The sequence below is a fragment of the Vibrio sp. CB1-5 genome (assembly GCF_059412285.1).
The window spans coordinates 1-25749 of record NZ_JBJHPB010000012.1 but is presented as its reverse complement, the minus strand read 5'-3'; the positions used below and the strand labels follow the sequence as shown (position 1 = coordinate 25749).

19 protein-coding genes, 1 tRNA gene and 1 pseudogene are annotated in these 25749 nt (G+C 41.9%); 10 read left to right on the top strand and 11 right to left on the bottom strand.

What is annotated here, in order from left to right:
• Positions 1-95 precede the first annotated feature (95 nt).
• Complete coding sequence (locus ACJB0T_RS10615) at positions 96-1934, top strand: putative bifunctional diguanylate cyclase/phosphodiesterase (protein WP_479293316.1); 1839 nt, start codon at positions 96-98, stop codon at positions 1932-1934.
• Between the two features lie 123 nt (positions 1935-2057).
• Entirely contained in the window at positions 2058-3713 is a 1656-nt protein-coding gene (locus ACJB0T_RS10610; protein WP_479293314.1) for a P-loop domain-containing protein, read from the top strand.
• A 60-nt stretch (positions 3714-3773) separates the two neighbouring features.
• On the opposite strand, the gene ACJB0T_RS10605 is transcribed toward ACJB0T_RS10610, so the two are convergent.
• The 4 genes from ACJB0T_RS10605 to ACJB0T_RS10590 all read right to left on the bottom strand — a co-directional run bounded on the left by ACJB0T_RS10605 (position 3774) and on the right by ACJB0T_RS10590 (position 9018).
• The gene (locus ACJB0T_RS10605; protein ID WP_479293312.1) at positions 3774-4388 is read right to left on the bottom strand and encodes a DNA-J related domain-containing protein; all 615 of its coding nucleotides are present in this window, start codon (positions 4386-4388) and stop codon (positions 3774-3776) included.
• Positions 4389-4515: 127 nt separating this feature from the next.
• A complete protein-coding gene (locus tag ACJB0T_RS10600) occupies positions 4516-4911 on the bottom strand; it encodes a hypothetical protein (protein ID WP_479293310.1) in 396 nt (131 codons plus the stop codon).
• A gap of 106 nt (positions 4912-5017) precedes the next feature.
• Positions 5018-6070: a 3-deoxy-7-phosphoheptulonate synthase AroG gene (aroG, locus tag ACJB0T_RS10595; RefSeq protein WP_479293309.1), complete on the bottom strand. Its 1053-nt coding sequence runs from the start codon at positions 6068-6070 to the stop codon at positions 5018-5020.
• A 203-nt stretch (positions 6071-6273) separates the two neighbouring features.
• Positions 6274-9018: a M16 family metallopeptidase gene (locus ACJB0T_RS10590; protein WP_479293307.1), complete on the bottom strand. Its 2745-nt coding sequence runs from the start codon at positions 9016-9018 to the stop codon at positions 6274-6276.
• A 136-nt stretch (positions 9019-9154) separates the two neighbouring features.
• On the opposite strand from ACJB0T_RS10590, the gene ACJB0T_RS10585 reads away from it, so the two are divergent.
• Positions 9155-10771, top strand: a complete 1617-nt coding sequence (locus ACJB0T_RS10585) for a VRR-NUC domain-containing protein (protein WP_479293305.1) — start codon at positions 9155-9157, stop codon at positions 10769-10771.
• 96 nt (positions 10772-10867) lie between these two features.
• On the opposite strand, the gene ACJB0T_RS10580 is transcribed toward ACJB0T_RS10585, so the two are convergent.
• Positions 10868-11548 carry a MaoC family dehydratase gene (locus ACJB0T_RS10580; protein ID WP_479293302.1) on the bottom strand — a complete coding sequence of 227 codons (681 nt, stop codon included), beginning with the start codon at positions 11546-11548 and terminating at the stop codon, positions 10868-10870.
• A gap of 331 nt (positions 11549-11879) precedes the next feature.
• Here ACJB0T_RS10580 and ACJB0T_RS10575 point away from each other — a divergent pair.
• The 4 genes from ACJB0T_RS10575 to ACJB0T_RS10560 all read left to right on the top strand — a co-directional run bounded on the left by ACJB0T_RS10575 (position 11880) and on the right by ACJB0T_RS10560 (position 14632).
• Positions 11880-11970: transfer RNA gene (locus ACJB0T_RS10575), tRNA-Ser, on the top strand.
• A gap of 89 nt (positions 11971-12059) precedes the next feature.
• Positions 12060-13391 (top strand): tyrosine-type recombinase/integrase, encoded by a 1332-nt coding sequence (locus ACJB0T_RS10570; protein WP_479293299.1) that lies wholly within the window; start codon positions 12060-12062, stop codon positions 13389-13391.
• Positions 13384-14166, top strand: coding sequence for a hypothetical protein (locus ACJB0T_RS10565; protein ID WP_479293296.1), 783 nt, complete (start codon positions 13384-13386; stop codon positions 14164-14166). Before ACJB0T_RS10570 ends, ACJB0T_RS10565 begins: the two co-directional genes overlap by 8 nt.
• A 61-nt stretch (positions 14167-14227) precedes the next feature.
• Positions 14228-14632 carry a hypothetical protein gene (locus ACJB0T_RS10560; RefSeq protein ID WP_479293293.1) on the top strand — a complete coding sequence of 135 codons (405 nt, stop codon included), beginning with the start codon at positions 14228-14230 and terminating at the stop codon, positions 14630-14632.
• A gap of 326 nt (positions 14633-14958) precedes the next feature.
• Here the strand turns inward: ACJB0T_RS10560 and ACJB0T_RS10555 are convergent, their stop codons facing one another.
• Positions 14959-15516, bottom strand: coding sequence for a hypothetical protein (locus ACJB0T_RS10555; protein ID WP_479293291.1), 558 nt, complete (start codon positions 15514-15516; stop codon positions 14959-14961).
• 488 nt (positions 15517-16004) lie between these two features.
• Here ACJB0T_RS10555 and ACJB0T_RS10550 point away from each other — a divergent pair.
• Positions 16005-16424: pseudogene (locus tag ACJB0T_RS10550) on the top strand (DUF4277 domain-containing protein); the annotation flags it as partial.
• Between the two features lie 293 nt (positions 16425-16717).
• On the opposite strand, the gene ACJB0T_RS10545 reads toward ACJB0T_RS10550, so the two are convergent.
• From ACJB0T_RS10545 to ACJB0T_RS10525, 5 genes are all read right to left on the bottom strand, one after another.
• A complete protein-coding gene (locus ACJB0T_RS10545) occupies positions 16718-18841 on the bottom strand; it encodes a KAP family P-loop NTPase fold protein (protein WP_479293289.1) in 2124 nt (707 codons plus the stop codon).
• A gap of 430 nt (positions 18842-19271) precedes the next feature.
• Positions 19272-20105: an HNH endonuclease gene (locus ACJB0T_RS10540; RefSeq protein WP_479293287.1), complete on the bottom strand. Its 834-nt coding sequence runs from the start codon at positions 20103-20105 to the stop codon at positions 19272-19274.
• 18 nt (positions 20106-20123) lie between these two features.
• A complete protein-coding gene (locus ACJB0T_RS10535; RefSeq protein WP_479293286.1) occupies positions 20124-21050 on the bottom strand; it encodes a COG2958 family protein in 927 nt (308 codons plus the stop codon).
• Between the two features lie 15 nt (positions 21051-21065).
• A complete protein-coding gene (locus ACJB0T_RS10530) occupies positions 21066-21356 on the bottom strand; it encodes a GIY-YIG nuclease family protein (protein WP_479293284.1) in 291 nt (96 codons plus the stop codon).
• Between the two features lie 160 nt (positions 21357-21516).
• On the bottom strand, positions 21517-22248 hold the full coding sequence (locus ACJB0T_RS10525; RefSeq protein WP_479293282.1) for an endonuclease NucS domain-containing protein: 732 nt from the start codon (positions 22246-22248) through the stop codon (positions 21517-21519).
• Positions 22249-23793: 1545 nt separating this feature from the next.
• On the opposite strand from ACJB0T_RS10525, the gene ACJB0T_RS10520 reads away from it, so the two are divergent.
• Both ACJB0T_RS10520 and ACJB0T_RS10515 read left to right on the top strand, forming a co-directional pair.
• The gene (locus tag ACJB0T_RS10520) at positions 23794-25089 is read left to right on the top strand and encodes a tyrosine-type recombinase/integrase (protein ID WP_479293280.1); all 1296 of its coding nucleotides are present in this window, start codon (positions 23794-23796) and stop codon (positions 25087-25089) included.
• Between the two features lie 5 nt (positions 25090-25094).
• On the top strand, positions 25095-25715 hold the full coding sequence (locus tag ACJB0T_RS10515) for a DUF4795 domain-containing protein (protein WP_479293278.1): 621 nt from the start codon (positions 25095-25097) through the stop codon (positions 25713-25715).
• The last annotated feature ends 34 nt before the right edge of the window (positions 25716-25749 follow it).

The following is a 25749-nucleotide window of genomic DNA, read 5'->3' as shown; positions in this document are numbered from 1 at the left end:
ATTCTCTCTCAACTTCAATACAGCTCTTATACTGTAACAACCAGCTATTCGCTTCGACAAAGATGACGAAGCCTAACCACAGGATGTGGTATACATTGAAGAGAAAAGATAAGTTGTCCATTCTTCAGAATATGGATGGTCACGAGCGAGATGAAATCATCGCCAGTATGCGAGCACCAAATACCGCCTCTAACGCTAGGTCTATTTTCGGTTGGTGTTCTCTGGAATATAACTGCCTGAAACTAGTCTATATAACAGAGCAAATTAGTGCTAAAGAGTTCACTGTATGCATTGAGCTAAGAACAGAAGAAGATCCTATTCTAAGCGCGTTGCAGTCATTACTTAGTCCAAGCCGGTCGTTCACATTGAATTACCAACCCGTCCACTCTCTGTCTAAACGCCCTGTAGGCGTTGCATTCGTCTTGTGCGAAGAGCAATCTCAAACTTTTGATTTGCTATATCGCTTACAACAAACACTATCGCTATGGTTGGCTAGAAAAGAGACAGCAATAAAGATCAAATCCATTCGGCGCGGCTATCAACGCAAAAAAGCGGAACATCAACACTTAGTCGATACGGTTAACCACGACAAGCATAAGTTGGAAAAGCGTATGCTCTACCAACTCAGTCACGATTTCGCGACGAACATGCTCAATCGTTCAGGTTTAGAGAACGCGTTATTAGCTTCGTTCGATAGCGTGCCAATTGTTAACGGTGAGGCCTATTTGAGCGTCATACTGGTTCAATTTACCAATGGAGAACGCGTACAAGCCCGAATCGGTTGTGAAGGTTGGGATGAACTATTAAAAGAGTTTGAGCTAAAAGTCTCAGAAGTCACCGCTCAAATCCACTACTTTGCCAGGATCTCTACAACGGAACTTGCCCTCGCTACCGTCGTTCCCTCTTTTGACGATCAATGCCTACCCAGACTGTGCAAACAGATTTCACAAGTCGCCAAACAAGGTTTTTTCTATCAAGGGCAAGAAGTCCATTTACACAGCTATATGGGGGTAGCCAACTCTTTTCACACTCAAGACGCCAGCCAACTTATTGATAACTCGTTCCACGCTGCGTTAGCGTGTAAAGAATCCGGGGAACTCGTCTCTTTTTATACCCAAGCTGACCAACAGAGCCAGAAAGCATTCAACCAGTTAGAGCACTACCTACTCCAAGCAGTACGAAACGATGATCTTATTTTGTACTTTCAGCCTAAGGTCGATCTTGCTTCTAAAAAATGGACTGGCGCCGAGGTTCTACTTCGTTGGAAACACCCAGTGCTCGGAGAGATGTCCAATGAAGCCCTGATCCACATGGCGGAGCAAAATGGGCTGATTATCGAGGTTGGTTATTTTGTATTGAGTAACGCTATTGATCGTGCTTCAGAGTGGATTGAGTTTTCTCCGGACTTCTGTTTGTCAATCAACGTTTCCGCTAAACAAATATGCTTACCTACGTTTGCTAGTAAAGTAGCTGCCTTACTAGAGCAGTATGAGCTGCCACCTAAAAACCTCGAACTAGAGCTCACCGAAAGCTGCCTCGTTACCAACTTCGAGGTAGCCAAATCCAATATTGATACCCTCAGATTGTTAGGAGTGAAGTTTGCTCTTGATGACTTCGGTACTGGATATGCCTCATTCAATTACCTTAGGAAGCTGCCGTTTAGTGCACTAAAAATCGACAAAGAATTTTTGATTAATATCTTTGATAGCCCCCAAGACAAGTCTATCTTCCGCTCCATCACCAACATAGCCAAAAAGCTCGACAAGCAAGTCGTTGTTGAGGGCGTTGAAACGCGCGAACAACACTTGTTTATTTCCAATGAGCAGTGCGATGTCGGACAGGGCTATTACTACGCTAAACCGATGCCTCGTGACATCTTTGAAATCGAACTACAAAAACAGTATCCACCACCGAAAAATTTTGTTATTCGCTAGCCAAATTCCCGGCTTTTGCTCAACATCCAAAATGGATTTGCTATTATTCAAGCAAACCCTTTACCCGCGATGGTTCGCCTCCTATAATCGCGCACCAACCTTTTGAAATTCGAGACATTCGACATGGATCTACTCATAGCCAAACTTAAAAAGATCGAAAAGCAAAATTATCGTGCTTACCAACAAATTAAAGGTAGCTACGATTTCACTGATTTTGAGTTTCACATCGATCACGTTCAGTCTGATCCATACGCAGCAGCCTCACGAGTGCGCGCTTTTCGCCGCTGGGCACCAACAGGCCTAGAATGGCTAAAAGAGCAATCACCGGCCTACCAGATTGCTGCGCGTGATTATCTTGCTAGGCAGTTTGCTTTATTTGCTAAACAAGAGAATAGCGTCTCGATTTCAACAACCGGTCAAACCGTTCTGGATTCAACGGCTGTAGTGTTTACTGATGAAGGGATTGAGCTTCGCTTCCGCATCAATCTGCCGGCCGAAGGTCGCAGCATTTTGGCGAAGAAAGCGATCAACATCATGACTTTCCATTTACCAAAATACATTCGTAAAGCGACAATTGATCGCGAACTGGATATCACAGCTTTGAAACATCACTGTGAAGTGATTGAAGACCAAGGCATGTTACGTGATCAGCTTGAAGCCAAAAATCTTGTGGCTTTTGTTGCTAACGGTAGTGTTCTTCCTCGTCTAGCTGGTAACTGCGACCTACCTATGAAAGAGGCGGTGCCATTCACATCACCGGCTTCTTTAGAGGTGACTCTGACGCGCCCTAATCAAGGTGACATAAAAGGCATGGGTGTTCCTGCAGGTGTTACCCTGATTGTTGGTGGCGGCTTCCATGGTAAATCCACACTTCTGAACGCACTAGAGAAAGCGATTTACGATCATATCCCGGGAGATGGTCGCGAAGGTGTGGTGACTCTCAACAATGCTTGTAAAATCAAGGCAGAAGATGGTCGCTCAATCCACAACCTAAACTTAAGTAACTACATCAATCACTTGCCATTTGGTAAACAGACCAGCGACTTTAGCACTCAGGATGCTTCAGGCTCTACGTCTCAAGCGGCTTGGCTTCAAGAGTCTATTGAGTCTGGTGCGACAGCCATCATGATTGATGAGGACACCTCAGCAACAAACTTCATGATCCGTGATGAGCGTATGCAGGCGTTGGTTTCCAAGGGCGATGAACCTATCACTCCATTTGTCGATCGAGTTGGACAACTTCGTGATGAGCTAGATATTTCAACCATCATCGTAATGGGTGGTTCAGGTGATTACTTGGACGTAGCTGACACTGTGATTCAAATGCACGACTACCAAGCGATTGATGTAACAGAGAAAGCGCGTGAGGTGATCAAGCTTCACCCAACAGAGCGCCAAAACGAGTGTGAGAAGCCGATTGAACTGATCCCGCCTCGCCATGTAGATTGCGCTCACCTACAGAAACTGCTTATCGACGGTAAGTATCGCGTTTCTGGTAAAGGTGGAAACAACCTAAGATTTGGTAAAGAGCATATCGATGTTCAAGCACTAGAACAATTGGAATCGAACTCAGAGCTCAACGCAATTGGCTGGACTTTGTTCCAGTTTGCGCAAAATCCAGGCTGGTCAATGCATCCACCAAAAGATATTGCGACACTGTTAGAGGGAAACTGGAGTGCAACCATGCCAAACTCGGGCGATCTTGCAAAGCCACGCGTTGTTGATGTACTTGCGACCCTAAACCGTCTTCGAGCTGGAAAAATGAGACAGCCTCGCTAAACAACACTCTCTCATTAAACAACGCCCTTTCGCTACACAAAATAGTTCAGCACAGCGTGGTCACTGCTCCTTGAGCAATGACCACGCTTCACAATAAATCCGAAACTTTTCTGTATCCCCACCCGACCGATCTGGATGCCATTTCAAGGCTAACCTACGCCAAGCATGGCGTATCTCCTTTTGTGTCGCTGATTCATCCAGCTCAAAACAAGCCAAAGCCTGCCTTTGTGACATTGTCACCTCACCAACACCAACATGCTGCTTGTATCGGGTCCAAAACTCTTCAAGTAGCCGCTTTACTTCTCGGTTGTCCGCCTCGTAATGTGACCAATCTAGATAATAATCACGCAATGGGTCTTCATTGGTAACCTTATGTTGGGAGGGATTGTATGGCATTAAACGAATGTCCATCGCTTCAACTTGTAACCATTTCTCAGGTAACAATATAGCCTGAAGCTGATAAAGAGCATTCATTAGCAAGAAGTTTCGTTTGAATAGATCTTTCTCTGCGCTGTCATCGAGGATTGGGATAAGTTCTTTTTCAGCCAATACAGCAAACAGTTTGTGGATTTGAAGGCCATTGGTCTGCTGCTCTACTACATTGAGTACAGACCATAGTAATGGGTTCTCGGTTTGACGCTGAACGTGTATTTGATGAGGTGAAAATTCCGTCAAGCCGCACTCCCTGTCTAAATGGCGCTGGTTCTATATTTATGGTAGCACTACATCGTAAAGAACAGGAAATGGCAAAACACGCAAAGTGCTATGCCCATTCCGAAAATCTATGTTACCTAGAGGCCTGTTAGCTTTTCAGTTGCATCGCGTTGTAAGTCTCACTTTTTACACCAGATTGACGCTTCTTCATGAGTACTTCAATCGATCTCGCACTATTAGTGACCTTGTAACGAATAGTTTGATTTAAGTAGGTGTCATTTCTAAGGGCTTCTCTCGCTTCAAGCTTCATTGTCTTACTGCTGCGGCTAACCTCACAACGGTATTCCCAATTGCCATCAAAGTCTTTAAGTGACATCAATACACGCTTCCCCGAACCCGTTTGTGTTTTGATATTACGTGGTTTTTTGTCCAGCGCCAACGATAGTCCTGCAGTACAGATCTGTTCGTTACTCATGTTAGCCGCCATAGCCGGAGCCGATACTCCCAGCGCCAAGCCAAGTAACATCCAATTATTAAGTTTCATGTGCCTCTCCCCTATACGGTATGCTGCAAATTAAAGCACGCCGTGCGGTAAATGACAAATAAAAAAGCCTTCACCGAGGTAAAGGCTTAAAATTAAAGAGGTTTACTTAGGCTTTACGACGCGCTTCAACAGCGTCCGCCAGTTCACGTAGCACTTGCTCAGTGTCTTCCCAACCGATACAAGCATCTGTGATTGATTGACCGTAGGTTGGCGCTACACCATCAACCAAATCTTGGCGGCCTTCAACTAGATGCGACTCAATCATAACACCAAAGATTGCATCTTCACCGTTCGCCATTTGCTGGGCAACATCTGTTGACACGACTTTTTGACGTTGGAACTGTTTAGAGCTGTTCGCGTGACTAAAGTCGATCATGACTTTCGCAGGTAGACCGTTAGTGGTCAGCTCGTCTTTAATCGTTTTAACATGGGCTGCACTGTAGTTTGGCTCTTTACCACCACGCAAAATGATATGGCAATCTGGGTTACCTGCAGTTTCAATAATCGCAGAGTGACCGTATTTTGTTACCGACAAGAAGTGGTGAGAAGCGCTTGCAGAGCGAATAGCGTCTGATGCAATTTTGATGTTGCCATCTGTACCATTCTTGAAGCCTACGGGGCATGAGATACCAGAAGCTAGCTCACGGTGAACCTGAGATTCCGTAGTGCGTGCGCCAATTGCGCCCCAACTAATAAGATCTGCAACATACTGTGGCGTGATCATATCTAGGAATTCACTCGCTGTCGGCATACCCATATCAGTAAGATCAAGCAGAAGCTTACGACCCATGCGTAGACCATCGTTAATTTTGAACGTGTCGTTTAGGTAAGGGTCGTTGATCAGACCTTTCCAACCAACCGTGGTACGCGGTTTTTCAAAGTAAACTCGCATCACGATTTCTAAACGGTCACCAAGCTCATCACGAAGTACTTTCAAACGCTTGCCATACTCAACAGCAGCTTCAGGATCGTGAATTGAGCAAGGACCAACGATCACAAGTAGGCGGTCATCTTCGCCTTCAAGAATGTTGTGAATCGCTTTACGTGCGTTAAACGTGGTAGAAGAAGCGACTTCAGTCGCTGGAAACTTCTCTAACACAGCAACCGGTGGTAAAAGTTCTTTTACTTTATTAATTCTTACGTCATCAGTTTGGAACATCGCTTACTTCTTCCTATTCTCTAAATCTACATCTTATGAGCGCGACCACCACAATCCATTATGTGATTTGTATCGCGCTCTTTCCTGTAACTTATCCGCTTAGAACAAGAAGTGCAATCACTAATTTTAAAAAAACGCAAATTTCTTCACCGTTTTTACAAATTAACACCGTGTAAAGTTTTAATTACAGCTAATTTTCACCCTTAAGGATTGATTAACAAAGAAAACTTGCTGGAATTTCGACCAAACTCCTGTTTAGCCATACGATCAAGATCACTCAAAGTTACACTGTCTGCCACCGATTCGTAGTTATAAAGTGCCTCGGTGCCATAACCTAGTAGCCAATAACGGAACAGCATAAAACTCATATTCTCTGGATTATCTGTCCAAGGAGCGAGATCGCTTTTTAGCTGAGCAACCACTTTGTCGCGCTCTTGAGCTTCGAAGCCTTTGAGCACTCCTTTGGTAACATCCTGGAACAAGTTCATGGCCTTTGCTTCGTCTTCTGGCTCTACATGGGCATAAAACGACCAACCAACTAAGCCATTTCCTTCCTGTACAAAACCATAGGCTTCTGGACTGTAGTCCAGTGAGTTGTCTACTCGAACCGTTTGCATTACTCGCTCATTGAGTAGCCTTTGCAATAAATCCTCTGCAAATACATCTTTTGCTGTTCTTGGTTCACTTCGTTCAGCAACGGTCACCATGTACACTTTAGATTTACTGTCGTCAGAAGGATAACTGTCTATGGTCTTAACACTTCCCTCCCCTAACAATTTGAGGGAGACGGTAGGCCACTGGTATGCAGCGTCACTAGTAAATTTTATGTTCGCTATGTATTGCTCTATTATCGGTTGAACATCGGTTACCGGCTTACCTCCTACTAAAACCATTTTATAACCACGGTTAATTCGGAATAGTTTATTGTATGCCTCAAGTACATCCTCTTTATTCACCATAGCAATCTCAGCTTCAGTTCTAGGTTGCAAGTGACTATTTGCATCCAAACCGATCTTAAACGCATCATTAAACGTCTTGAATTCAGGACTTTGATTTAAACGATCGAGCTCATTGGTAAGCATTTTTTTGGCTTTATCCACTGCCGAATTATCTACATCGGTCAGAGACATAGCATGATGCATTACTGACATGACATCCGCGATACCTTTTTCATTGGTACCAAACACCACCCCGTGTTTAACGTCGTGAATGAACGGTTCCATGTAACTATTGGTTCGGCGAAATGCTCTCTCTATTTGCTCAGAAGTTAAAGGGCCAATATTACTATTCAGTGCAACTAACGGGAAAAGCTGACCGGAGGCCATTAACTCGTTGTCGAGTGCCGCCGAACCGCCAAGTGAGCCGAACCAACCGTAGAACTTATCGGCTGCTTTTTCATGTTGCGCATATAAAACTTCAATGCCATTACTTAGTGTCAACAGGACCAAATCATGGTATTGCTTCTCCAATGACACAACGCTTCCTTTGGTACTTGGAACAATAAGCGCCTTGGTGACGACCAACTCAAGTGGCTTGTCTGTTTTTTGCTTAAGTCCTGCATTGATGCCAACAACATCAACAGTCTCAAGTTTGGTGTTCACCGCGATGATTGGAGATTGTGAAAGCAGCTTCTTGATGGCTTTATTGGCATCTTTTAGAGTCATCTTCTCGACCAAACGACGATGAACAGCAACATATTGAACTGGATCTTGAGCAATACTCTGAGCTTGCAGCATATCAAACTTGTAGTCGACTAGCTCTTTAGGCGTCCAAGTCTGAATTTCATTCAACAACTGGTCATTAAACGACAGCCAACTTTGCTTTACGTTATCTAACTCCTCATTACTGATTCCATGCTGGGTTAAAGATGCAATAGCAGTCGTCATCGCTTGCTGGACTTGATCTCGCTCTGACTCTTCAAATCCTGCACCAATAACAAACAATCGGTTACCATTCAAATCCAACGTATGAGAATTGTTCCATTGCAAGGTAAACTCTGGAGAACGACTCAGTTCAGACAGTCTATTTGAAATCAAATCACCAATGAAATAGGTACCGAGTTGAACGAGCTGAGCGGCTTCAGTATTCACTATTGGATTTGGCATTTGATAAGCGAGATCAAGAGCCGCATGCTCCTGTGCCAAAGCCGTCGCGACTAAAGGTTCATCATTAAATTCAACGGGCTTAATGAGAGCTCGCCTTGGCTGATCGCCCCTTTTTATTGAACCAAAATAGCGACTTATACTAGCCACCACGTCGCTTTGTCCCCAGTCTCCAACGATCATGAGCTCCATGTTCTGCGGTTGATACCACTGCTGATAAAATCGCTGAAGCTCCTTCAAGTCCAAATTTTCAATTGAGGATTTGCTACCGAGGATGTCATGAGATTCTAATGCCGTCCCCTTCAGCAAGTGCAGATACGCTTTATCAGCGTATGGCTGAGGATCTGGCCTTGTTTTTCTCATCTCGCCTATGACCACTCCTTTTTCTTGCTCGATCATCTTCTCGGTGATGGTCATCCCACCTGCGACATAGGCTAGCCAAGATAGAGCTGCGTCTAGTGACTCTGCATCATCTATGGAAAGTTCATAAGCTGTGTATTGGTTGAATGTAAACGCATTTAGGTCAGCACCAAAACTGACCCCTGATTGGAACAGCACTTCTTTTGCTGCATTCTGCTCTGGCACATCCTCCACTCTGAAAAATAAGTGCTCTAAAAAGTGGGCATAGCCTGATTGGTTTTGCGTCTCTTGAAGGCTGCCGGCATGGACAACGAGCCTGAGAGCTATCGGCTCACCCGATTTTTGATACTGGCTTACGACAAGACCATTTTCAAACTCAGTCGACACCCAACCTGGGTCTGGTTTAATCGGCACATTGCTCTCTGGAGAACAGCCCAACATAAACACGAATACCCAAGACATACACCATAATTGCAATTTTTTCATACCAATACCTAGCTTGCGAGTAATACCGGTAAACGCTACGATGTTTCATAAACCATTGAAATGATATTCAATGGTTTGCATTTAGTTTTACAACTCAATGCGAGTCAATTCATAAAACCAAACTACAGGTCCTATAGTGAGTAGCCCTTCCTCTATTATCCTCGAACCAAAATACTATCTGAGCAACTTCATGACGTTACTCCATGGCGTAGGGGGGCTATATGGTGATTTATTGGATGCATCGGAGCGTAGATGGTTAGATCGCTTTTACTCACTGGAGGAAGATGAGCAGTGTCTGTTGGTCCGAATGATGACTCGTAAAGGAGAATGGTTTCGAAGTGATAAACTTACATACCCAGAACTTGGGGCTACAGAACAGTTACTCAACAAGCTCGAACTTGCAGGCTTCATCGATCTCACTCTACCAAGTTCGCCACATGTGCTGGCCGACAAGCTCCTGACCAAACCTGAGCTTTTGTCGCTATACCCCGAATTACCAAAGGCACTTCGGAAGCCAAAACTCATTAACCTGCTCCCTGAACAATTTGAAAGTTCGACAGTATCACTACCATTTACAACAATTAAACTTGTCGACAACGATAAACTGTCACTGTTTTGTTTACTGTTCTTTGGGAATCGGCATCAAGAGTTCGCTCAGTTTGTACTCGAGAATTTAGGGATCCATACTTTCGAACAATACGAAATTTCTACAAAGACACGTATATTCCATTCTCGAGAGGAAGTCATCTCATCACTGGCAATCGGCGAACTGGCTGCCACTTATGAAGAGATAGACCGTAAATCACAACAGGCATTGCAAGATTTTTCTAAGCTTATACCAGTGCCACATGGCAAACACGCCTCTCGTGCATACAATAAACTGGTTAATTTAGTTGCGCGCGATCTTGAACGAGTTGGCGCATTTGACGACGCACTGGCTCTGTTTAGGCAAACTGTCACCCCACCCTCTAGGGAGCGTCAAGCACGCATACTGAAAGCCCAGACTAAGCTGGAAGGCGCCAAAAAGATCGTTGATACAATGCTCGAAAGCCCACTTAGCATTGATGAATTTGAGGTTGCCGAACGTTTGTCAGCGCCTCTTTGCAAAGCACTGGGGAAACCAAAACCCAAGGCAGTTAAGCTTTCACCCCCAGAAGCGCATCGAAAACTTGATCTAAACGCAAAGCGCGTCGAACTTGCCGTTGTCGAAGCACTAAACAACGAAGGTTGGCAGGCTTTTAACCTAGAGAATCAGTTTCTAAACACCTTGTTTGGGCTCGCTTTCTGGGACATTTTATTTGCTCCTGTTGAGGGAGCTTTTGTAAACCCTTATCAACGCCAGCCTCTGGACTTATATCGCAAGGAGTTCGTTGAAAGTCGCACACAGTTAGTCGAACGCAGACTCAATGACATCCAGCAACAAGGTATAGACTATTTGGTTGACCGTCACATAAACAAATACGGCCTTCAAAATCCGTTTATTGTTTGGGAATTATTAGACGACTCATGGCTAACTCTTGCAATGGAAAGCATTAGCAAAGACCAGCTTGTCGGTCTATTTGAAGTGATACTCTCAGACATGCGCGCATATCGAGCTGGTCAGCCGGACGTTGTCGCTTTCAAGGATGGTGATTGGATGTGGTGTGAAGTAAAAGGCCCTGGAGACAAATTACAACACAATCAAATTCGATGGATGAAACAATTCGAGAAACTCAATATCCACTACCAAGTGTGCTACGTGAACCATAAATAACTTATCACGGATGCTTCAATTATTGGTAAAGACCTAAATGCCAAGCACAAAAAAGCCCAGCGTTAAAGCTGGGCTTTAGCAATTCAGTATTTAGAATTAGAAGTGCAGGTGAATAACCGATGTTGCAATGCACGCTGGGCGACGTACACCTTCGATCTCAACTCGAATTTCACGCTCAATTTCTAAACCTTTACGAATAGGTGTTACCTTAACCAAGGTGCTCTTCGCACGCAGGTTACTACCTACTTTCACAGGATATGGGAATCGAACCTGATTAAGGCCAATATTCACCATCATTTTCGCTGTAGGGAACAGTGGTTTGTCTGGATCAACGCTGTCTGTCAACGCTGGCAACAATGACAGAGTAAGAAAGCCGTGCGCAATCGTCGTTTTAAACGGTGATTCTTGTTCAGCACGTTCAGGGTCTGTGTGGATCCACTGATTATCTTCGGTAATTGAGCCGAATTGATTGATACGATCCTGACCCACATGAATCCAGCTACCCTCGTGAATAACTGTACCTATTTGCTCTTGCAACTCATCGAATAGAGCCTGAGCTGCGGGCTTGAGCACAATTTCTGGTTCGACCTGTGCAACTTCTGGTTCATTAACCGCTGGCTTGTGATAGTCTCGAACCCACGCTAGAAAATTGCTGTGATTCGTCTTATCAACAAACTCAGTCCAATACTCTCTAATCGCTGGCGACATCCATTGCATAAGCTCAGACTGATGCTTAATAGAATCAGCTCTTTGTTTAAACAATTTAACAACTTTCATCTTGACCTCAAATCACAGTTCGCGAGAACTAACCCTAATATTTTGAAGCAACACGCGTAATCACGCAAACATTTTCGAGCGCACAAGCGTATTCTGAATGGTGTTTTATATTTTAAAAACAAACATTTAACGATAAAAAACAAAGTTTTATTTTGTGTGCTCTATCGCTGCTTTTTACCTACGAAATCGTTTGCCAAACCATTAATAGAATTCACCAAACACCTATTGCATAACGTTTCACCAGATTGACCACATTTAAAGCAAACAATCCTGATGCGTGAATTTTTCTCTTTACAGTTATCTAAAGCCCCCCTATTATGAGCCCCAACACGGAGAGATGGCTGAGTGGTCGAAAGCACCGGTCTTGAAAACCGGCAACCGTTAATAGCGGTTCTAGGGTTCAAATCCCTATCTCTCCGCCACTATTCTTTACGCATTAAGCCCTTGTTTTACAAGGGCTTTTTCGTATCTATCGTACTGCAAATCACCTATCCCACAGAGAGGTGAGACAATGTACTTACAAAAAGCGCCGAATGGCGTATATCAAACCCGCGTTTGCACTCCGAAAAAGCTTCGCTCCCATGGCTATCCATACGATTTCAAATTCAGTTTGCTTACTCGAGATAGACAATTAGCAATCGAGCGTAACTTCGAGATTGCTCAGTGCATCCGAGCAGCTTTCCAAACAGCATCTAAAAGCACTGTACCCAGCGCAAAAACTTTTACCTTCACGCTACGAAAACAAGTCAGTTCGATACGCAATAACTATGATGAAACTCAACAGACTGAGTTTTCCATTCAAGAGCAAAAAACTCCTGGGTATTCTGACTTTCCAGAACTCGATCATATCGATTTTCATACGTTAGAACCTTATCTCCCATCTGACCAACATCCCATATCGCTCTACAGCGTAGAGAGCTTGCTCAGAGAGTTCTTAGCATCAAAGCGTGTAGAGAACGTCAGAGCACTAACTGTACATCAACTCGAACAGCGCATATCTCATTTTTTGTCTTTTGCTCACAGTAGTAACGCTGTTTACATTACATCAGCGACATTCATGCAATACGTGACTCAGCTTCACAGTGAAAAGCGGTCAATGAAGACAAACAAAGACTACTTTGCTTCAGTCACCCAATATTTTGGTTGGCTTTATCGCATGGATTACATATCTCACAATCCCGCAGATAAAGTCTCGCCGAAATTTAGAGCAAAAAACCACGCTAGTACTGAGCGCGAACGCTGGACGGAGAAAGAACTCTTTGACTTTCTATCGAGCAAAGCTTTTCGCAATCAGTCACTCGATTTTCAATGGATTACGCGCCTTCAACTATTTCACGGACTGAGAACAGGAGAAGCTTGTCAATTCTATACAAATGATGTCACAGAGGTTGAAGGGATCTGGTGCCTGCACGTTAACGACAAGTCAACAGATCAGCACTTAAAAAATTCTCACGCGATTCGATTCGTCCCCTTACATCCATATATTCGAGAGGACTTTATAGCGTTTGTTCGTAGCCGCAGTAAACGCAATAACCGCCCTCTCTTTCACTACAAGCCCTTGTCAGTCGATAAAGATTGGACAAAGACTTATCGAACTCAGTTCGGCAAGGTGCAGTCAGAAATCGGTATGAAGCCCAGACAGAGACCAACATCTTATGGTTTACGTCATACGTTCATTGATCAACTTAAAATTGCAGACGAAGCAGAACACATTGTTGCAGAGCTAGTGGGACATACCAATCCGAATATGACTTTTGGTCGCTACGGAAAAAAGCTAAAAGTCACTCGACTTCTTGAAGCTGTAGCTAAGTTTAATCTGACGGTGGAGGTATCTCATGACTAAGTTAACTGATCAAGTGCGCGCCGAAATCATAAATGTGCTTGTCGAAGGGGCGTCTTATAGAGAGAGCATCGACATGCAACGCTTCTTAGTGCGTGGAGTGACAGAGCTTGAAATTGGTCTAATCGACACTGCAATTCAATTACTACGGGAGTCACCTTACCTCTCTGATATCGATTTTGAAAAGCTTGGCTTCAGCCACCAAGGCGTACAGAGAGTATTAGGCGGAGTAAATCACTTTAAAACTCTATTGCACATTGAAGAATACTCACTGATGGCTTGGATACAAGATAACGGGCTGCAAGATGAAAACTGCATTACTTTGCCATATTTTATATATCAGCACTACGCTGATGAGATTAGAGCCAATCATTTAGAAGGTTTCGCTTTAACCTCCCACTTTCAAGTCGACCTCGGTCAACAATTCGCTAGAGCCATGACTTTTAAGTGTGGTACAAGCTTGTTACTGCCCAAAGACCCTATGGAGATAGCAGCTTACATCATACTGTCAAGATTTGGACGATATAGATCTATGACTTACGACTTCGAGAGAACGATATTGACAGCAGAAAATGAACACCGTTCAATAGAGATAGAAGTTAAAGTATTCTCTTCTCAACTAACAAGAACGACGCCTATAGCTGTTTGCCTGATCGATGATATCCCTGAACTCGATTACGTTTCCCGTTCATCGACTAAGATACTACACCTACACGACTTCTCTATGAGACATGAAAATGGCGCCAATCGAGAACTTTTGAAAGCGATGAATTTCTAATATATTAGATCGTCAACGAGGTGGGATTCAAATGAGTGCCCACCTCTGCAAAGGAGTTTGCATGAGAATACTTTACGTCGATGTCTTTAGTCTGCTTCGCTCAAAATCAGATTCAATAGACATTGAATCTGCACACAAGCTTGCTAACGCAGCAAAAGAAGCGAACCTAATGCTGTACCCTACGCAGAGTAGATATACACGCGCTTGGCTTGTCGAGAACAAGATTTTTGATAGCAACATTCTCGCTCCCGATATAGCAACGAGTCGTAGTGCGCGTCTTGATGACTCCAACGCTGTTCGTCATTCAAGAGCGCACGCGCATGCTCTAGAAGCAGAATGGTGGGTCTGTGGCGACTTTGATGGTGATGAACTGCTAGCTGACTATCGTGATAGATATCTATCTAGTAAATTCGGCGCTGGTGTAACCGACGAGCTAATTGCGAAGATAAAGATGCTCAGCTCATAGTAGAACAAAGCTATCTAACGAAATTAAGACTAATTCAAAATCATTTTAATACAAAAAGACCAGCTCATGCTGGTCTTTTTGTTGTGTATCAGCAGCATTCATACAAACTAAAGAGTAAAGTACTTCTGCCTGTCGCTATTGGTCGAGTGATACGCCCCCCCAACGCCAAAGGTAGGTTAGTTGGTTCGATTAAAAGTGTCAACTTCATTACTTTTCTGGCTCGTATAGTCTTATTCAAACTCTCGACTCAGCGTCGGTGTAACCGACGAACTAACTGATAAGATAAGGCTACTCAAATCAGAACTGACGAGGTTAGCTGTAGATGGTTAAAGATGACATTTCAGTTCTTCGATTTTATTACTAACCAATCTTGTTCTAGCGTTTACTTTTAAGTCAATAACACCAACTTCATTATCTTTTGTAGCGATAAGCTCGTTATCGTAGTAAAGATCTAGAAACTCATTTCTAATTTTTAGCTCAAATTTCTCTGATTCAGAATCTTCAAGTGCTTTGTTAAGTTCGCTAAAACCCTCGTTGTACAAGTCAACAATATGTCTAATTAGTTCGTGCTGCATTTCTCTTACATCATCCACAAAACTTGTCTCAGTCAAGTCCATTTCTTCAAGCTCATGCTCTTCGATAAAGCTAGCAAGAACTTGTTCACATACATCGTCTTCATATTGAATTATGCCTGTGAAGAATCCCTCAATCGGATCGTTATTTTTTAGTAATACTAGCTCCTGTTCTTCTTCAATATAGTCTATTTCCCAACCTAGAGGCTCAAGCTCTTCTTTTTGATGTGCTATAGCTTTAACCATTAGCGAAAGAATGAAGTCCTTTTTGCTTTCAACTATTGTTTCAGTTTTACCTGTTGAATATTTCATATTTAAACCCACTACTTTTATTATTGTTTTAGTTTTAGCTTTATTAATCACTCTATCAGAGATGAGGTAGATAATAGCTATAAAAGTGCTTCATTAACTTCTTCAAAATCGATAATTTCATTAACGTAAGCTTCTGCTTTAGCTCTTACTTCATTGAAGCGCTTTTTACTGTATCGTTATTATGCAGAGCTTTCCGAGAGAGGCGTATGCTTTACAAGCATCATAAACACCTAACTTGGATAACTAACGGAAATAGATTTCCAATACTTTACCCTGTAGCTACTCAATTACTGAGATTGAAAAATGTTACAAGGAAGACTCAGACCCACCGAGTTTATAATAACAACAACTAAAAACTCAGATCAACATAAAACGCGATTTTAACGAAATTAAATATTCACAGAAAATATATTCAAACTGTTAATTAACGGTCGCTTTTTTATGTCTGCTCCTCGACCTGCTATCAACGTCTCGACCACTTAGGGTTAATCGCGGCCTTCTGCCATGAAGTCGGCTTACCTGATATTATTGATCGCGCCATTCCTAAGCTTGCTGATCATAATGTCTCACACGGTAACGCGGTCTTAGCCATGATTTTAAACGGCCTCGGCTTTCACAGTAAAACTTTGCATATGTTCTCCGATTTTTTCGAGACGAAGCCTGTCGCAAAGTTGCTTGCCAAAGACATTGAAGCACCACTTAACTGACGATGTACTTGGGCGCATGTTAGATGCCTTGTATGAAGTGAATGTGTCCGCACTTTACCAAGCGATTGCTGAGCACGTTGTAAGCGACTCGGACTTAAAACTGACTATGCCCATCGCGATATCACTAGCTTCCATGTCGATGGTGAGTATGCCCAAAACGAAGGTACTAACGCTATTAAGCTAGTGAAAGGTTACAGGCGTTCAAGAGCATCAATCGCGTCTACTCAAACTTCTTGGTTCGCTATATGAAGCAGTTTATTCCTAAACTAACTGTGGAATCTCGGAGCTATCAATTGTTGTAAAGGCTAATTTTGGGGGCATATATGAGAACCAGCCACATCAGGTAACACGAAGATGGACAAAAGCGTCTTATACTGGTTGCTCTATTTAGGCTAGTAAGCATTAGGAAAAGTAAGGGTAACACCTGCAATTGCGGCTGGTTTGGACCGCAGCGGAAAACCAGTCCGACGACATGCGCTTGTTAGCAATTATGGTTACCATCGCTCACCTAACTCCCCATCTCTCAAATAATACTTTTTACCATCAAGGATACTTTTAAGTACTGCTTGAATGCGGATAGGTTGATTCGTGAAATCTATTTTTTCAGCTTGCTCTCTAAGATTTTCTAAATTAATAACATCACCAAAAGTTTGTTCATCAATCTGAACATAAGGTCCATTGGTAGAATCACTACCAGAGTTACCAATTATTTCGGCCACTCTAATTACACCATTCCCACCACTCATGACAGCATCCATAAATTCAGATGTTTTATCTTTTGAGGATCTTTTTAACTCATAGAAAATGTGTGATTCAAGATGATTATTAATATGTATCCTATCGGAAAGGGATTTAATTGCCATCTTTTGATAGTCAACCTCAAGTTCAGTCAACTGTTCTTCAGAGACCCATGGTTCATCATAGCTTTCTCCGTGAACTTGACCTCGAATTTTGTACAAAACATCGGCAGCCAAAGGAGCACTTTCTTCTCTTCCAACAAGATTTTTTATCAGTGTATATTTATCATCACTCTCAGAGATCACCTTATTTGTAAGCCAATTCATCTGGCGATAAAGGTCCTTAGACATAAAACCATAATTACTTTCCAGAGACGATATTAGCTTTTCAGAGTTGAGAAGTGCGTTATAAATGCTAATCAAGATATCAAAGCTATTACCTTTGCATTCTTTTGCATAATTCGTCATCATTTCAAAGAATCGATCATCGGCGTCTTCAGACAGTACTCGACTAAGAAACTCGTCTCTATCAATGTTTCCAGCAATGAAATCGAGAATCTCTTGATCTGAAAAATACCCCGTTGGAGTTTTATAATGAAACGCAACATGAAGCCTTTGCGGGGCTGAAACCCTGCCAGCGGCATCAGCATCAGAAACGCCATAATGTGAATATCCACCAGAGTCTATAAGTGGAAAAGTATCTCCCAGAAGCCCCTCTAATAGCTTACGATCCCTTTCACTGAATGCTTGTAAAATTTGACTCCTATCTTCATTAAATGACTTTACCACTTCTTCAGGCTTATCCATCATAAGGCCTTCATTTGAAAACCTTTTTCCGATATAAGCTTCTGGCGTTTTCTTGACATGCTCGTATATCGCATTGGCTTTTGTAGCAATTATTGACAACGAAAAAAGATCAGAAAAACATACTTGGCCTTCAACCTGCTCCAGTACAAACCTCAAGTGGTTGAAAAACCTTTTCAATTCCCTTGGGTTCTTGATTAGGTGCTTGAAATAATGGTGATAAATCCAGCTTAATCTCTCTTGGTCACTTTCAAATCTATCTGTTAAATTTTTGTCGCTTAGATTTTTCAGCTCTACATTTGCAAGCTCATTCATCCCCCTTTCAGAAATTACAGGAAGGGGCACTCTGAGCTGTACAACCTTATTGATATATTCCGAAGCATTAACGATATCATTCTTATCCAAAACGGAGACAAGGTAGCTTGAGTCAAAGGCTAATAGAAACGACGTTCCAGAAAAGTCTGCTACAGCCTTTACGAGGCGTAAGACTTGAAATGTTTCAGATGGAGTTAACCTATCAATATCGTCAATGACTACGATGATCGGGGTTTTAATTTTTTCAATTGCAGAAACAACCTTTTTCTTTTTTCCTAAAAGGTCAAGTTTTTTTAGTTCTGCAATCTTCTTAGTTGAACTTCCAAACTTAGAGAATACTTTTTCAACGATTGATGCCCATGGCTCTGCACCTGGGACAAGCTTTGCGACACTAAAGAGACTAGAGTATGCAATCAGCTCCTCAGAAGCTTTTAATGCCACTTCAGAGTTATCTTTAATGTTAAGTTGAGATGAAAATTGTAGTAAGAAGTCTTGAATTAACGACTCAGGCTTACCAGCCAACCAAGGGTTATATTCAATGATGATAGGGGCAGCTTCTTTTTCATTTAAAGCTCCTTTGACAAGGTTTATTACTGATGTTTTGCCATAGCCCCATTCCCCTTCCAAAGATACAGTTAGACAATCATCATCATGATTTAATAGAAGTACGTTTGCTAGGTGGTTAGCAAAATCACGTCTATTTAGTAAGTCAGGGTCATTGGGGCCACCCTGTATCGGTTGGTCGTTATGATATTTTCCCATTCATAGATCCATTGTTTGTGGAGATTTCTAACATTTGTATAATGCGCATGCGCGGTTTCCAGACCTAATGTTTATTTTTTCGCATAGCTAACCGATTGATATTAATGGTCAAAACATATTATAACAAGTATGAACGCGCACAGTTTTCAAGATTGCTTGATAAAATATGAATAAAAATAACTCAGTTTTTAAACGGATTTTCATCCATGATAAAGATCAAGTCATCAGGGCTATTTGAGATAAAAAAACAAGTAGAAATCGGATAAATAATTAATGGATGAGTGACTTCTTTAACAAGGTTGGGCATTTGCGTGTTTCATACCCCAGTCAGCACAAAGCTGGACAGTTCCAAGTTGCGAACCGTAGTATCTTCTGAATTTTCAGGTTACTGCAGGTATAGCGACCTGCCTACATGTGGCCGAATAAAGTATTACTTATCTGCAAACCACGTCTTTAGTTCTTCTAAATTACTTTCAGCATCTTTTGTTCTATGTACCATTCGATGGCAATTTGGACATAGTAGTATCAGATCATCAAGGTGAGTGGGTGTCTGCACCGTTAATGATGATATTGGCTTGATATGATGAACTTCAATATATCCATCAGAAAGTGAACTCGGATATAACTCGTTAAGATTTACTTTACATAGTTCACAGTGGATGAAGTCATTAGTTGTCAAAAAGCTCTTCACCTTAGCTTTACGTAAAGAACTAGAGCGCTCTCTTTTCTTGTGAAGTACGTAACGCCATTTACCCTCCGAGTCCATATCTTTGCTAGGTTCAGGCATCTCAATACTTTCATCTGACGCACTACTATTATTCCAAGCAGAGAACATAGCGTTAGCTATCATGTCTTCGACTTGAAATACTGTGCCCGTTGGATTGGTAATAATTCGATGTTTACTGACTACGGAATCAGATTTGAAGTGTTCGCGTGAAGCTGGATGCTCATCACCCATCAGTCGAACTTCACTGATGGCAATACCAACTTTGATATCATTGACATCCATCTCAACTGAATTCCAAAAGCGTTGCCCCAAAAATTCTGGAAAATCGATGTTTGAAGCGGGTGTGGGGGCTTCAACAATTTCCCCAATTGCAATCATTCCTGCGCCTTTCCCTGCTCGCCACAATATTGCTCTGTCGCCGATTTTAATTTTGTCTTTATATGTAGGGCATCGCCAGTAAATGTATGGATGAGTAGCTAAGTAGGCATCCATATCGTAATACTTGGGGTTTCCTTGAAATAAGTATGTATTAGCCATTTGACTCAATGATCCAGTTTAGTGATTCCAGTCTTTGGTTCGAACTCTGCCCGTTTGGTAGTAATTGGAAACAAGGTCGATGAAATCTTTGAAGTCTGCATTTTCTTGGACAATTCGGTTCACCGACTGCCAATCTACTTCTGGCCGCTTTTGGGCTGGAAGCAGCAGTTCACTTTCTGATGGGTTAGTTACGGATAGCAGGATAACTCCAATACCATGCAGTGCACTGAGCATACGAAGTTCTTGTTCTACTCTACTATCTGCGATTGAGGTGGCAACTAGGTAGCCCTCGCTAGCCCATGAGGAGTTGCTCACAGCCTGGAAAAAGCACTTTCGGACGTTCCCCATGGTAAGTGTCTTTTTAACCTCAAATGACCACAAGCGAACACTTTGCCCTCCACCTTGCTGCACACAGGTTTTTACATGTGAGTGCCACTGGTGAGCAACAGGCTCCATTGCAACAATGTCAGGATGCAACCATTGGTTTCCACCACTACCTAAATTGTTTCTGGAGCGTTTTTCATCAATACGCAAGCAATAAAGATGGTGCTCAGAGTTAAGATAGTCCATCAGAATTGGATACAACTCATGTTCTGTTAGCGTATTATTATCTTTTTCAACAGCAACCACTTTTTCGTCTGGTTCACCGACATCCTCAATGTTCTGGGTACCATCATCGAACCAATATACTCTTGGACGCGGTTTATCTTGCCATTTTATATTCGCTGATTGATTAAGAATGCTTTGCTTCTGTGCCCCAATTTCTGCAACAACTTGTGATATGAAGTCTTGCTCAGTTTCAAAACGAGGATTCGCACGTTTCTCAGAATAGTCTTCTGGAAAGCGAGCCGTTATCGCTTCAGCAATTTGTTTTGCAGTGTATCTATGGTTTGAGTTTTCTTTGAGATACAACGCTATCTTTTTCGATTGCGATAATTTTTTCATTTACACATCAACCTATTAATACACTTTGAATTTAGGCCATCTGTTATAGCCAATATCAGGGTTGTTGGAGTCGAACAAACGGATTAGTTCTGCTTCCTTCTTGTTGACCTCATCAGCGCTGTCAGAAAAGAAGATGATTTCACGGTGAATAGTCATACTCATCCTTTCTTCAAAGCTGAAGTCTTCAGCGATCACATCACTTTTAGCACTTCCCCAGTAGTTGATACTGTTAGTGAGATCTTTCCCGATATAGATCTTGCCATTTGGGTATGTGATTTTGTATATAATCTTGCTATTACTGTCCATATTGACCTTCAACGAGATTGGCTAGAGACGAGCTTCCTACATTAGAAAATGTTGGTCAATATGAACATACATGATTAGTGAAGAGCATCCACTCTAAATGATAATGGGGCACAAACGTGCTAACGATGATCCTGCTGGTATTTCTATCGACAGCATTTTACTACGCATCTTCTAGCTCAATGCTCATCCTGTATATTTTTAGTGTTACCTTGTCGGTAATAGAGCAAGCTTGTTTTAAGCTATCATCTATGGAACCAGCAACAATTACTCCCGAAATATTTCTTTCAGGAAATTGCCTTTCCAGTAATCCTAGATACATCGATATTTGGCCAAAAACTTTATAGTCAGCAAGACCAGACTTTAGCTCAACAGCTAAAAGATCACCTGTCTCATTTTCTTCTAACAGTACGTCTATTCTTCTACCGCCGATTGAATACTCGACACCAAGATTCGACTCACCATATATTTTATAACCAGCAAACAGTTCAGAAACTTGTGCACATAGCGTTGTTTGCAGGTCTCTTTCGTATGCAAAGTTAGTTTGTATTGATTCTTCTTCGAGTTCGCTAACAGTTTCTTCCTCTGGTTCTGAAGTCTTGGCGAAATGTTCGATTTGGTGCTTATGAACAAAAAACTCCGAATATCTAGAAATAGCAGCTCGGTAACGGCCATGCTGCTCATATCCAAAAGATGCAAATTTTCCCGATTGGCTATAGTCATGAGCAATTTGGCTTATCTTTGCTTGATCTGTGATAGCAAATATATCTATTCGTTCTCCACTGTTTTGGGAATAGTGGTTCGATATCTGGGGAATAGCACGGGAGTAACTATTAGCGGCTCCAGTTGCCGAGTAGCCCCGTTTAATAAGCCAATCCTTAAATTGCTGTTCCATGTGTAGTACCTGATTGAAGTTTCAATAGGTCTCATATTGAATCATAAGAAAATTTAGGTCAAATGAGGTGCATGAAATGTGCGTGGCGGAATGCATCTAAATGATAATGGGGCATTTCTGTGTTACACACCCCGCCAGCACACCTTTGGACAGAAGCTTGTTAGAGTCTGAACTACTCAAACTTCCATCCCTTATAAATTGAATTAGATTCTGTGTAACGGCTCTTAGCTACAAATATTAAAGTTGTTTCATTATGAAGTAGAGAACATTGAGATATGGTTTAAGCTCAACAATCAGTAGGTCGACGCACACGTGATTTTGCATATGTACTAAAATCATAAAGGGTAAGGGTATTATGCCCTCCTATTTTGATTTCTGGTTAGGACGAATACGATGGAAAAAATCTTTAATTTAGATGGGCATGATGCTGGAACAGTTGCGGTATCAGTCACAGGAAGTGTATCAAAAGGTATAAAAACGACGCAACAAATCGTCGGGGAAGGGATCACGAGAACTACAACCACATGCACTTGCACAGACAGTGATGGGCGAACTTATACTCGCTCAAAAGATTGCGATGCATGGTGTGATTGCAGTGACCCAAAAAATCCTAAAGTCAATTGCAATTAGCTTCTAGTTGATATCGTCCTTAGCTAACTAATTTAGGTACTAATTAGCTGAGGACGTTTATTAGGGTTGGCATCAATAATGCTCTTCTTTAGTATGCCCACACAGTTTTGCCGATGGATACTGGATGTTAACGCATTTCTCTGGCTCTCCAGAATCCCCTCGCCAACTTTTACAGCCACATTTTTTACAACCTGAAGTCTTTGATTTTTTAACATCTTCAGGTTCATTCTTTGTTTCAGTACTCATATGACTCCTCTATGCAAAGTCTTCATAGTCATTATTACAACATTTTAGGTAATAAACGTTTTTCACTTGAACAAGCATAGGATTAAATCGATAAAAACTATAAGGCTAAAGGGTCAAAACTGTGACCATGTAGACATTGGGCGTCGCTCCTATTTTATGGAATGAACTTAGAGGGTAATTTCAGATTGTTGTGCAAACTCATTTCGGGGCATTTTTGATTTAAGAAATGAGGTCTTAAACACAGAGATGGAACTTCACAAATCATCAATCTCAACGTCAGTTTCTGATGAATTTCTCTTTGCTAAAATCTTGAAAAACGACAAGATAATGCGACATAAACCACACTTTTGCTCCAACGGTTGATTTTTCTTCAAAATTTATTAATCACTGAATAATTACTGCCTGTTTTAGCTAGTCCTTATAAATCAGATACTTAAATAGACTAAAATATACACACTAAAAATATACCTGAGTCATTAGATATCAACGCCACCAAAAGTCAACAAATCCATAAATATCATACACTTGCGTTATCTTTTGGTCTGTGATTTTATATAAGCACATTCACCAATAAGCAATCAAAAAATAATAATAACTAGTACTGAATGTACGCTCCGCGAGAAGAGCAACTCAATTTTTTTGATGGCCTTAATTTTGTAGGTCGAGGATATGAAGTCTGATAAACCAGTAACAGAAAAAACACCCAAAAGAACCACCAAAAGAGCAAAGTTTAAGTCAAGAGCCCAGGCGAAACGAAAAGGTACTCGTACTTCTAGTGTATCTCTCAATACCGATAACTATGAGAAATCATCTATTGCACGAGCCGTTTGTCATGAATTAAGTATGAAAGAACCAATTCTGGCCGAATCCACTTTCGTTGCAATGAAGACACATGCACGTCACATCATTAAACACGTTGGCGAGAAGCATTTGGATGCACTGAGCATCGAAGACATTGAAGTGTTCAGAACGACTTTGTTAAAGCTTGGTTGCAAAGGTAAGGTGATAAATAGTTGCTATACGATCTTGCGAGCTGTTTGCGCTAAAGCAGTTTCTTCTGGTAATCAAAATCACGATGTAATGGAATCGATAAAAAACATCAAAATCATCAATAAAGAACCAAATCCGTTCGATGAACAAGAAATACACAAATTATTACTCACAGAAACAGATTATGTACTGGCAAAGGAGATGACAGTCTTCGGTCTGTTGTCGGCATTACGTATCAGCGAGCTTATTTGTGTCAGTTGGGAGAACGTGGAATTTTATACTGATGAAGGGATTGAAAAGTGTCGGCTATACGTAGACTTAGCTAAACCGCTTAATAAATACAAAGTAACAAAAACAAAAGAGTCTACACGAATGGTAGAGTTATCAGCAGAAGCAGCTCTTTTATTGAGGCGCGTAGAACCCCTCACAGCCAAGAGACCCGCGATTTCAATCGACATCGTTGAGCGAGACAATATCACCACTCGAAAAGAAAAACGCAAATTCATCTTCCTCAACGACCAAACTGATCAGCCTTGGATCAACGCAAAACAGTTCGCGAAACAGTTTTTCACTGACTTTTTAGCAAAGGCGAACGTGGCTCATCGCGGCCCAAACCAGCTTCGTCATTCCGCTGCATCGATTCACTATAACAAAGGCATTAGCGTTGCATGGATTGCTGATCTGCTAGGACATAAGGATGTCAGCATCGTTGAGCAACACTATGCAAAGCGCAACAAAATCAGTTTGAAGAAAGAACAAAAAAAGGCAGAAAACACAATTTCCAGCCTCTTCAAGTTAACTGATGAAAATACTATTACGGTACCTCAGGAGATAGTTCAGGCTAAGCACAGGTCGGAGAATGCCATCGACAAAGAATTTATCAAGAAAATGCTTAATCTAGCGCGAAGCACAGAAAGTGAAGAGCACAGAGCGCAAATAATCCAAGTTATCTCACAAACATTGGACAAGGAGTAATGGTCATGGATATTACTCCTCCCCGCCCTGCCTCACTTCTTGCCCCGACAAGGCAGGAAGGAAGCTTGGCTAACTCGCTCAAAGACAAATGGACGCTTGAACTTGAAAATTGTGGTTGCTCTCTCGAAAAAGGCAAAACAATAGAAGAGTACGCTCGAGCTTTTGACGACCCCAAAAACGCACCGACTTCAGCTAAAGCACTTCAAAATGTAGTTGGCGGTGATTTTAAGCGCGTGCGCATAGCATTTAAGTTGTTGATACAAGCAACTAGACCAACCCCCTTAATTCGAGATAAATCCACTTGGTTTGTTGACGCGGAGCGACGCGTAAATACCGCGTTGGAAAACGAAATGACGACAGTTTGGCAAGCGTTTGACGCAGAAGTTCAGCACCTGGTGGACATCCGCACACAAGAATCCTTGAACCAAATTTCAATGTTAGACAAAGAAAATGAAGACTTGGCTGAATTGGTTGATGAACTACAAAGGCACGCGGAAGACATCGAGTACTACCGAAATCAATATAAAGCACTAGAGACCGAACTTGCTCGTAAAGAGCAAGTTTATTCTGAGCTACGTGACAAATACGATTCGTCTCAAACTGAATGTGAGCTTACGGCAACATAGCTCAACTTAATCATTTAACTCTGATTTACTGAGT

Bases quoted from the DNA above. Each gene is read 5' to 3' on its own strand.
- ACJB0T_RS10515 (WP_479293278.1), top strand. From the start codon at position 25,095: ATGGATATTACTCCTCCCCGCCCTGCCTCACTTCTTGCCCCGACAAGG.
- aroG (WP_479293309.1), bottom strand. From the start codon at position 6,070: ATGTTCCAAACTGATGACGTAAGAATTAATAAAGTAAAAGAACTTTTA.
- ACJB0T_RS10520 (WP_479293280.1), top strand. From the start codon at position 23,794: ATGAAGTCTGATAAACCAGTAACAGAAAAAACACCCAAAAGAACCACC.
- ACJB0T_RS10540 (WP_479293287.1), bottom strand. From the start codon at position 20,105: ATGGCTAATACATACTTATTTCAAGGAAACCCCAAGTATTACGATATG.
- ACJB0T_RS10560 (WP_479293293.1), top strand. From the start codon at position 14,228: ATGAGAATACTTTACGTCGATGTCTTTAGTCTGCTTCGCTCAAAATCA.
- ACJB0T_RS10580 (WP_479293302.1), bottom strand. From the start codon at position 11,548: ATGAAAGTTGTTAAATTGTTTAAACAAAGAGCTGATTCTATTAAGCAT.
- ACJB0T_RS10610 (WP_479293314.1), top strand. From the start codon at position 2,058: ATGGATCTACTCATAGCCAAACTTAAAAAGATCGAAAAGCAAAATTAT.
- ACJB0T_RS10535 (WP_479293286.1), bottom strand. From the start codon at position 21,050: ATGAAAAAATTATCGCAATCGAAAAAGATAGCGTTGTATCTCAAAGAA.
- ACJB0T_RS10565 (WP_479293296.1), top strand. From the start codon at position 13,384: ATGACTAAGTTAACTGATCAAGTGCGCGCCGAAATCATAAATGTGCTT.
- ACJB0T_RS10530 (WP_479293284.1), bottom strand. From the start codon at position 21,356: ATGGACAGTAATAGCAAGATTATATACAAAATCACATACCCAAATGGC.
- ACJB0T_RS10590 (WP_479293307.1), bottom strand. From the start codon at position 9,018: ATGAAAAAATTGCAATTATGGTGTATGTCTTGGGTATTCGTGTTTATG.
- ACJB0T_RS10570 (WP_479293299.1), top strand. From the start codon at position 12,060: ATGTACTTACAAAAAGCGCCGAATGGCGTATATCAAACCCGCGTTTGC.
- ACJB0T_RS10545 (WP_479293289.1), bottom strand. From the start codon at position 18,841: ATGGGAAAATATCATAACGACCAACCGATACAGGGTGGCCCCAATGAC.
- ACJB0T_RS10600 (WP_479293310.1), bottom strand. From the start codon at position 4,911: ATGAAACTTAATAATTGGATGTTACTTGGCTTGGCGCTGGGAGTATCG.
- ACJB0T_RS10555 (WP_479293291.1), bottom strand. From the start codon at position 15,516: ATGAAATATTCAACAGGTAAAACTGAAACAATAGTTGAAAGCAAAAAG.
- ACJB0T_RS10525 (WP_479293282.1), bottom strand. From the start codon at position 22,248: ATGGAACAGCAATTTAAGGATTGGCTTATTAAACGGGGCTACTCGGCA.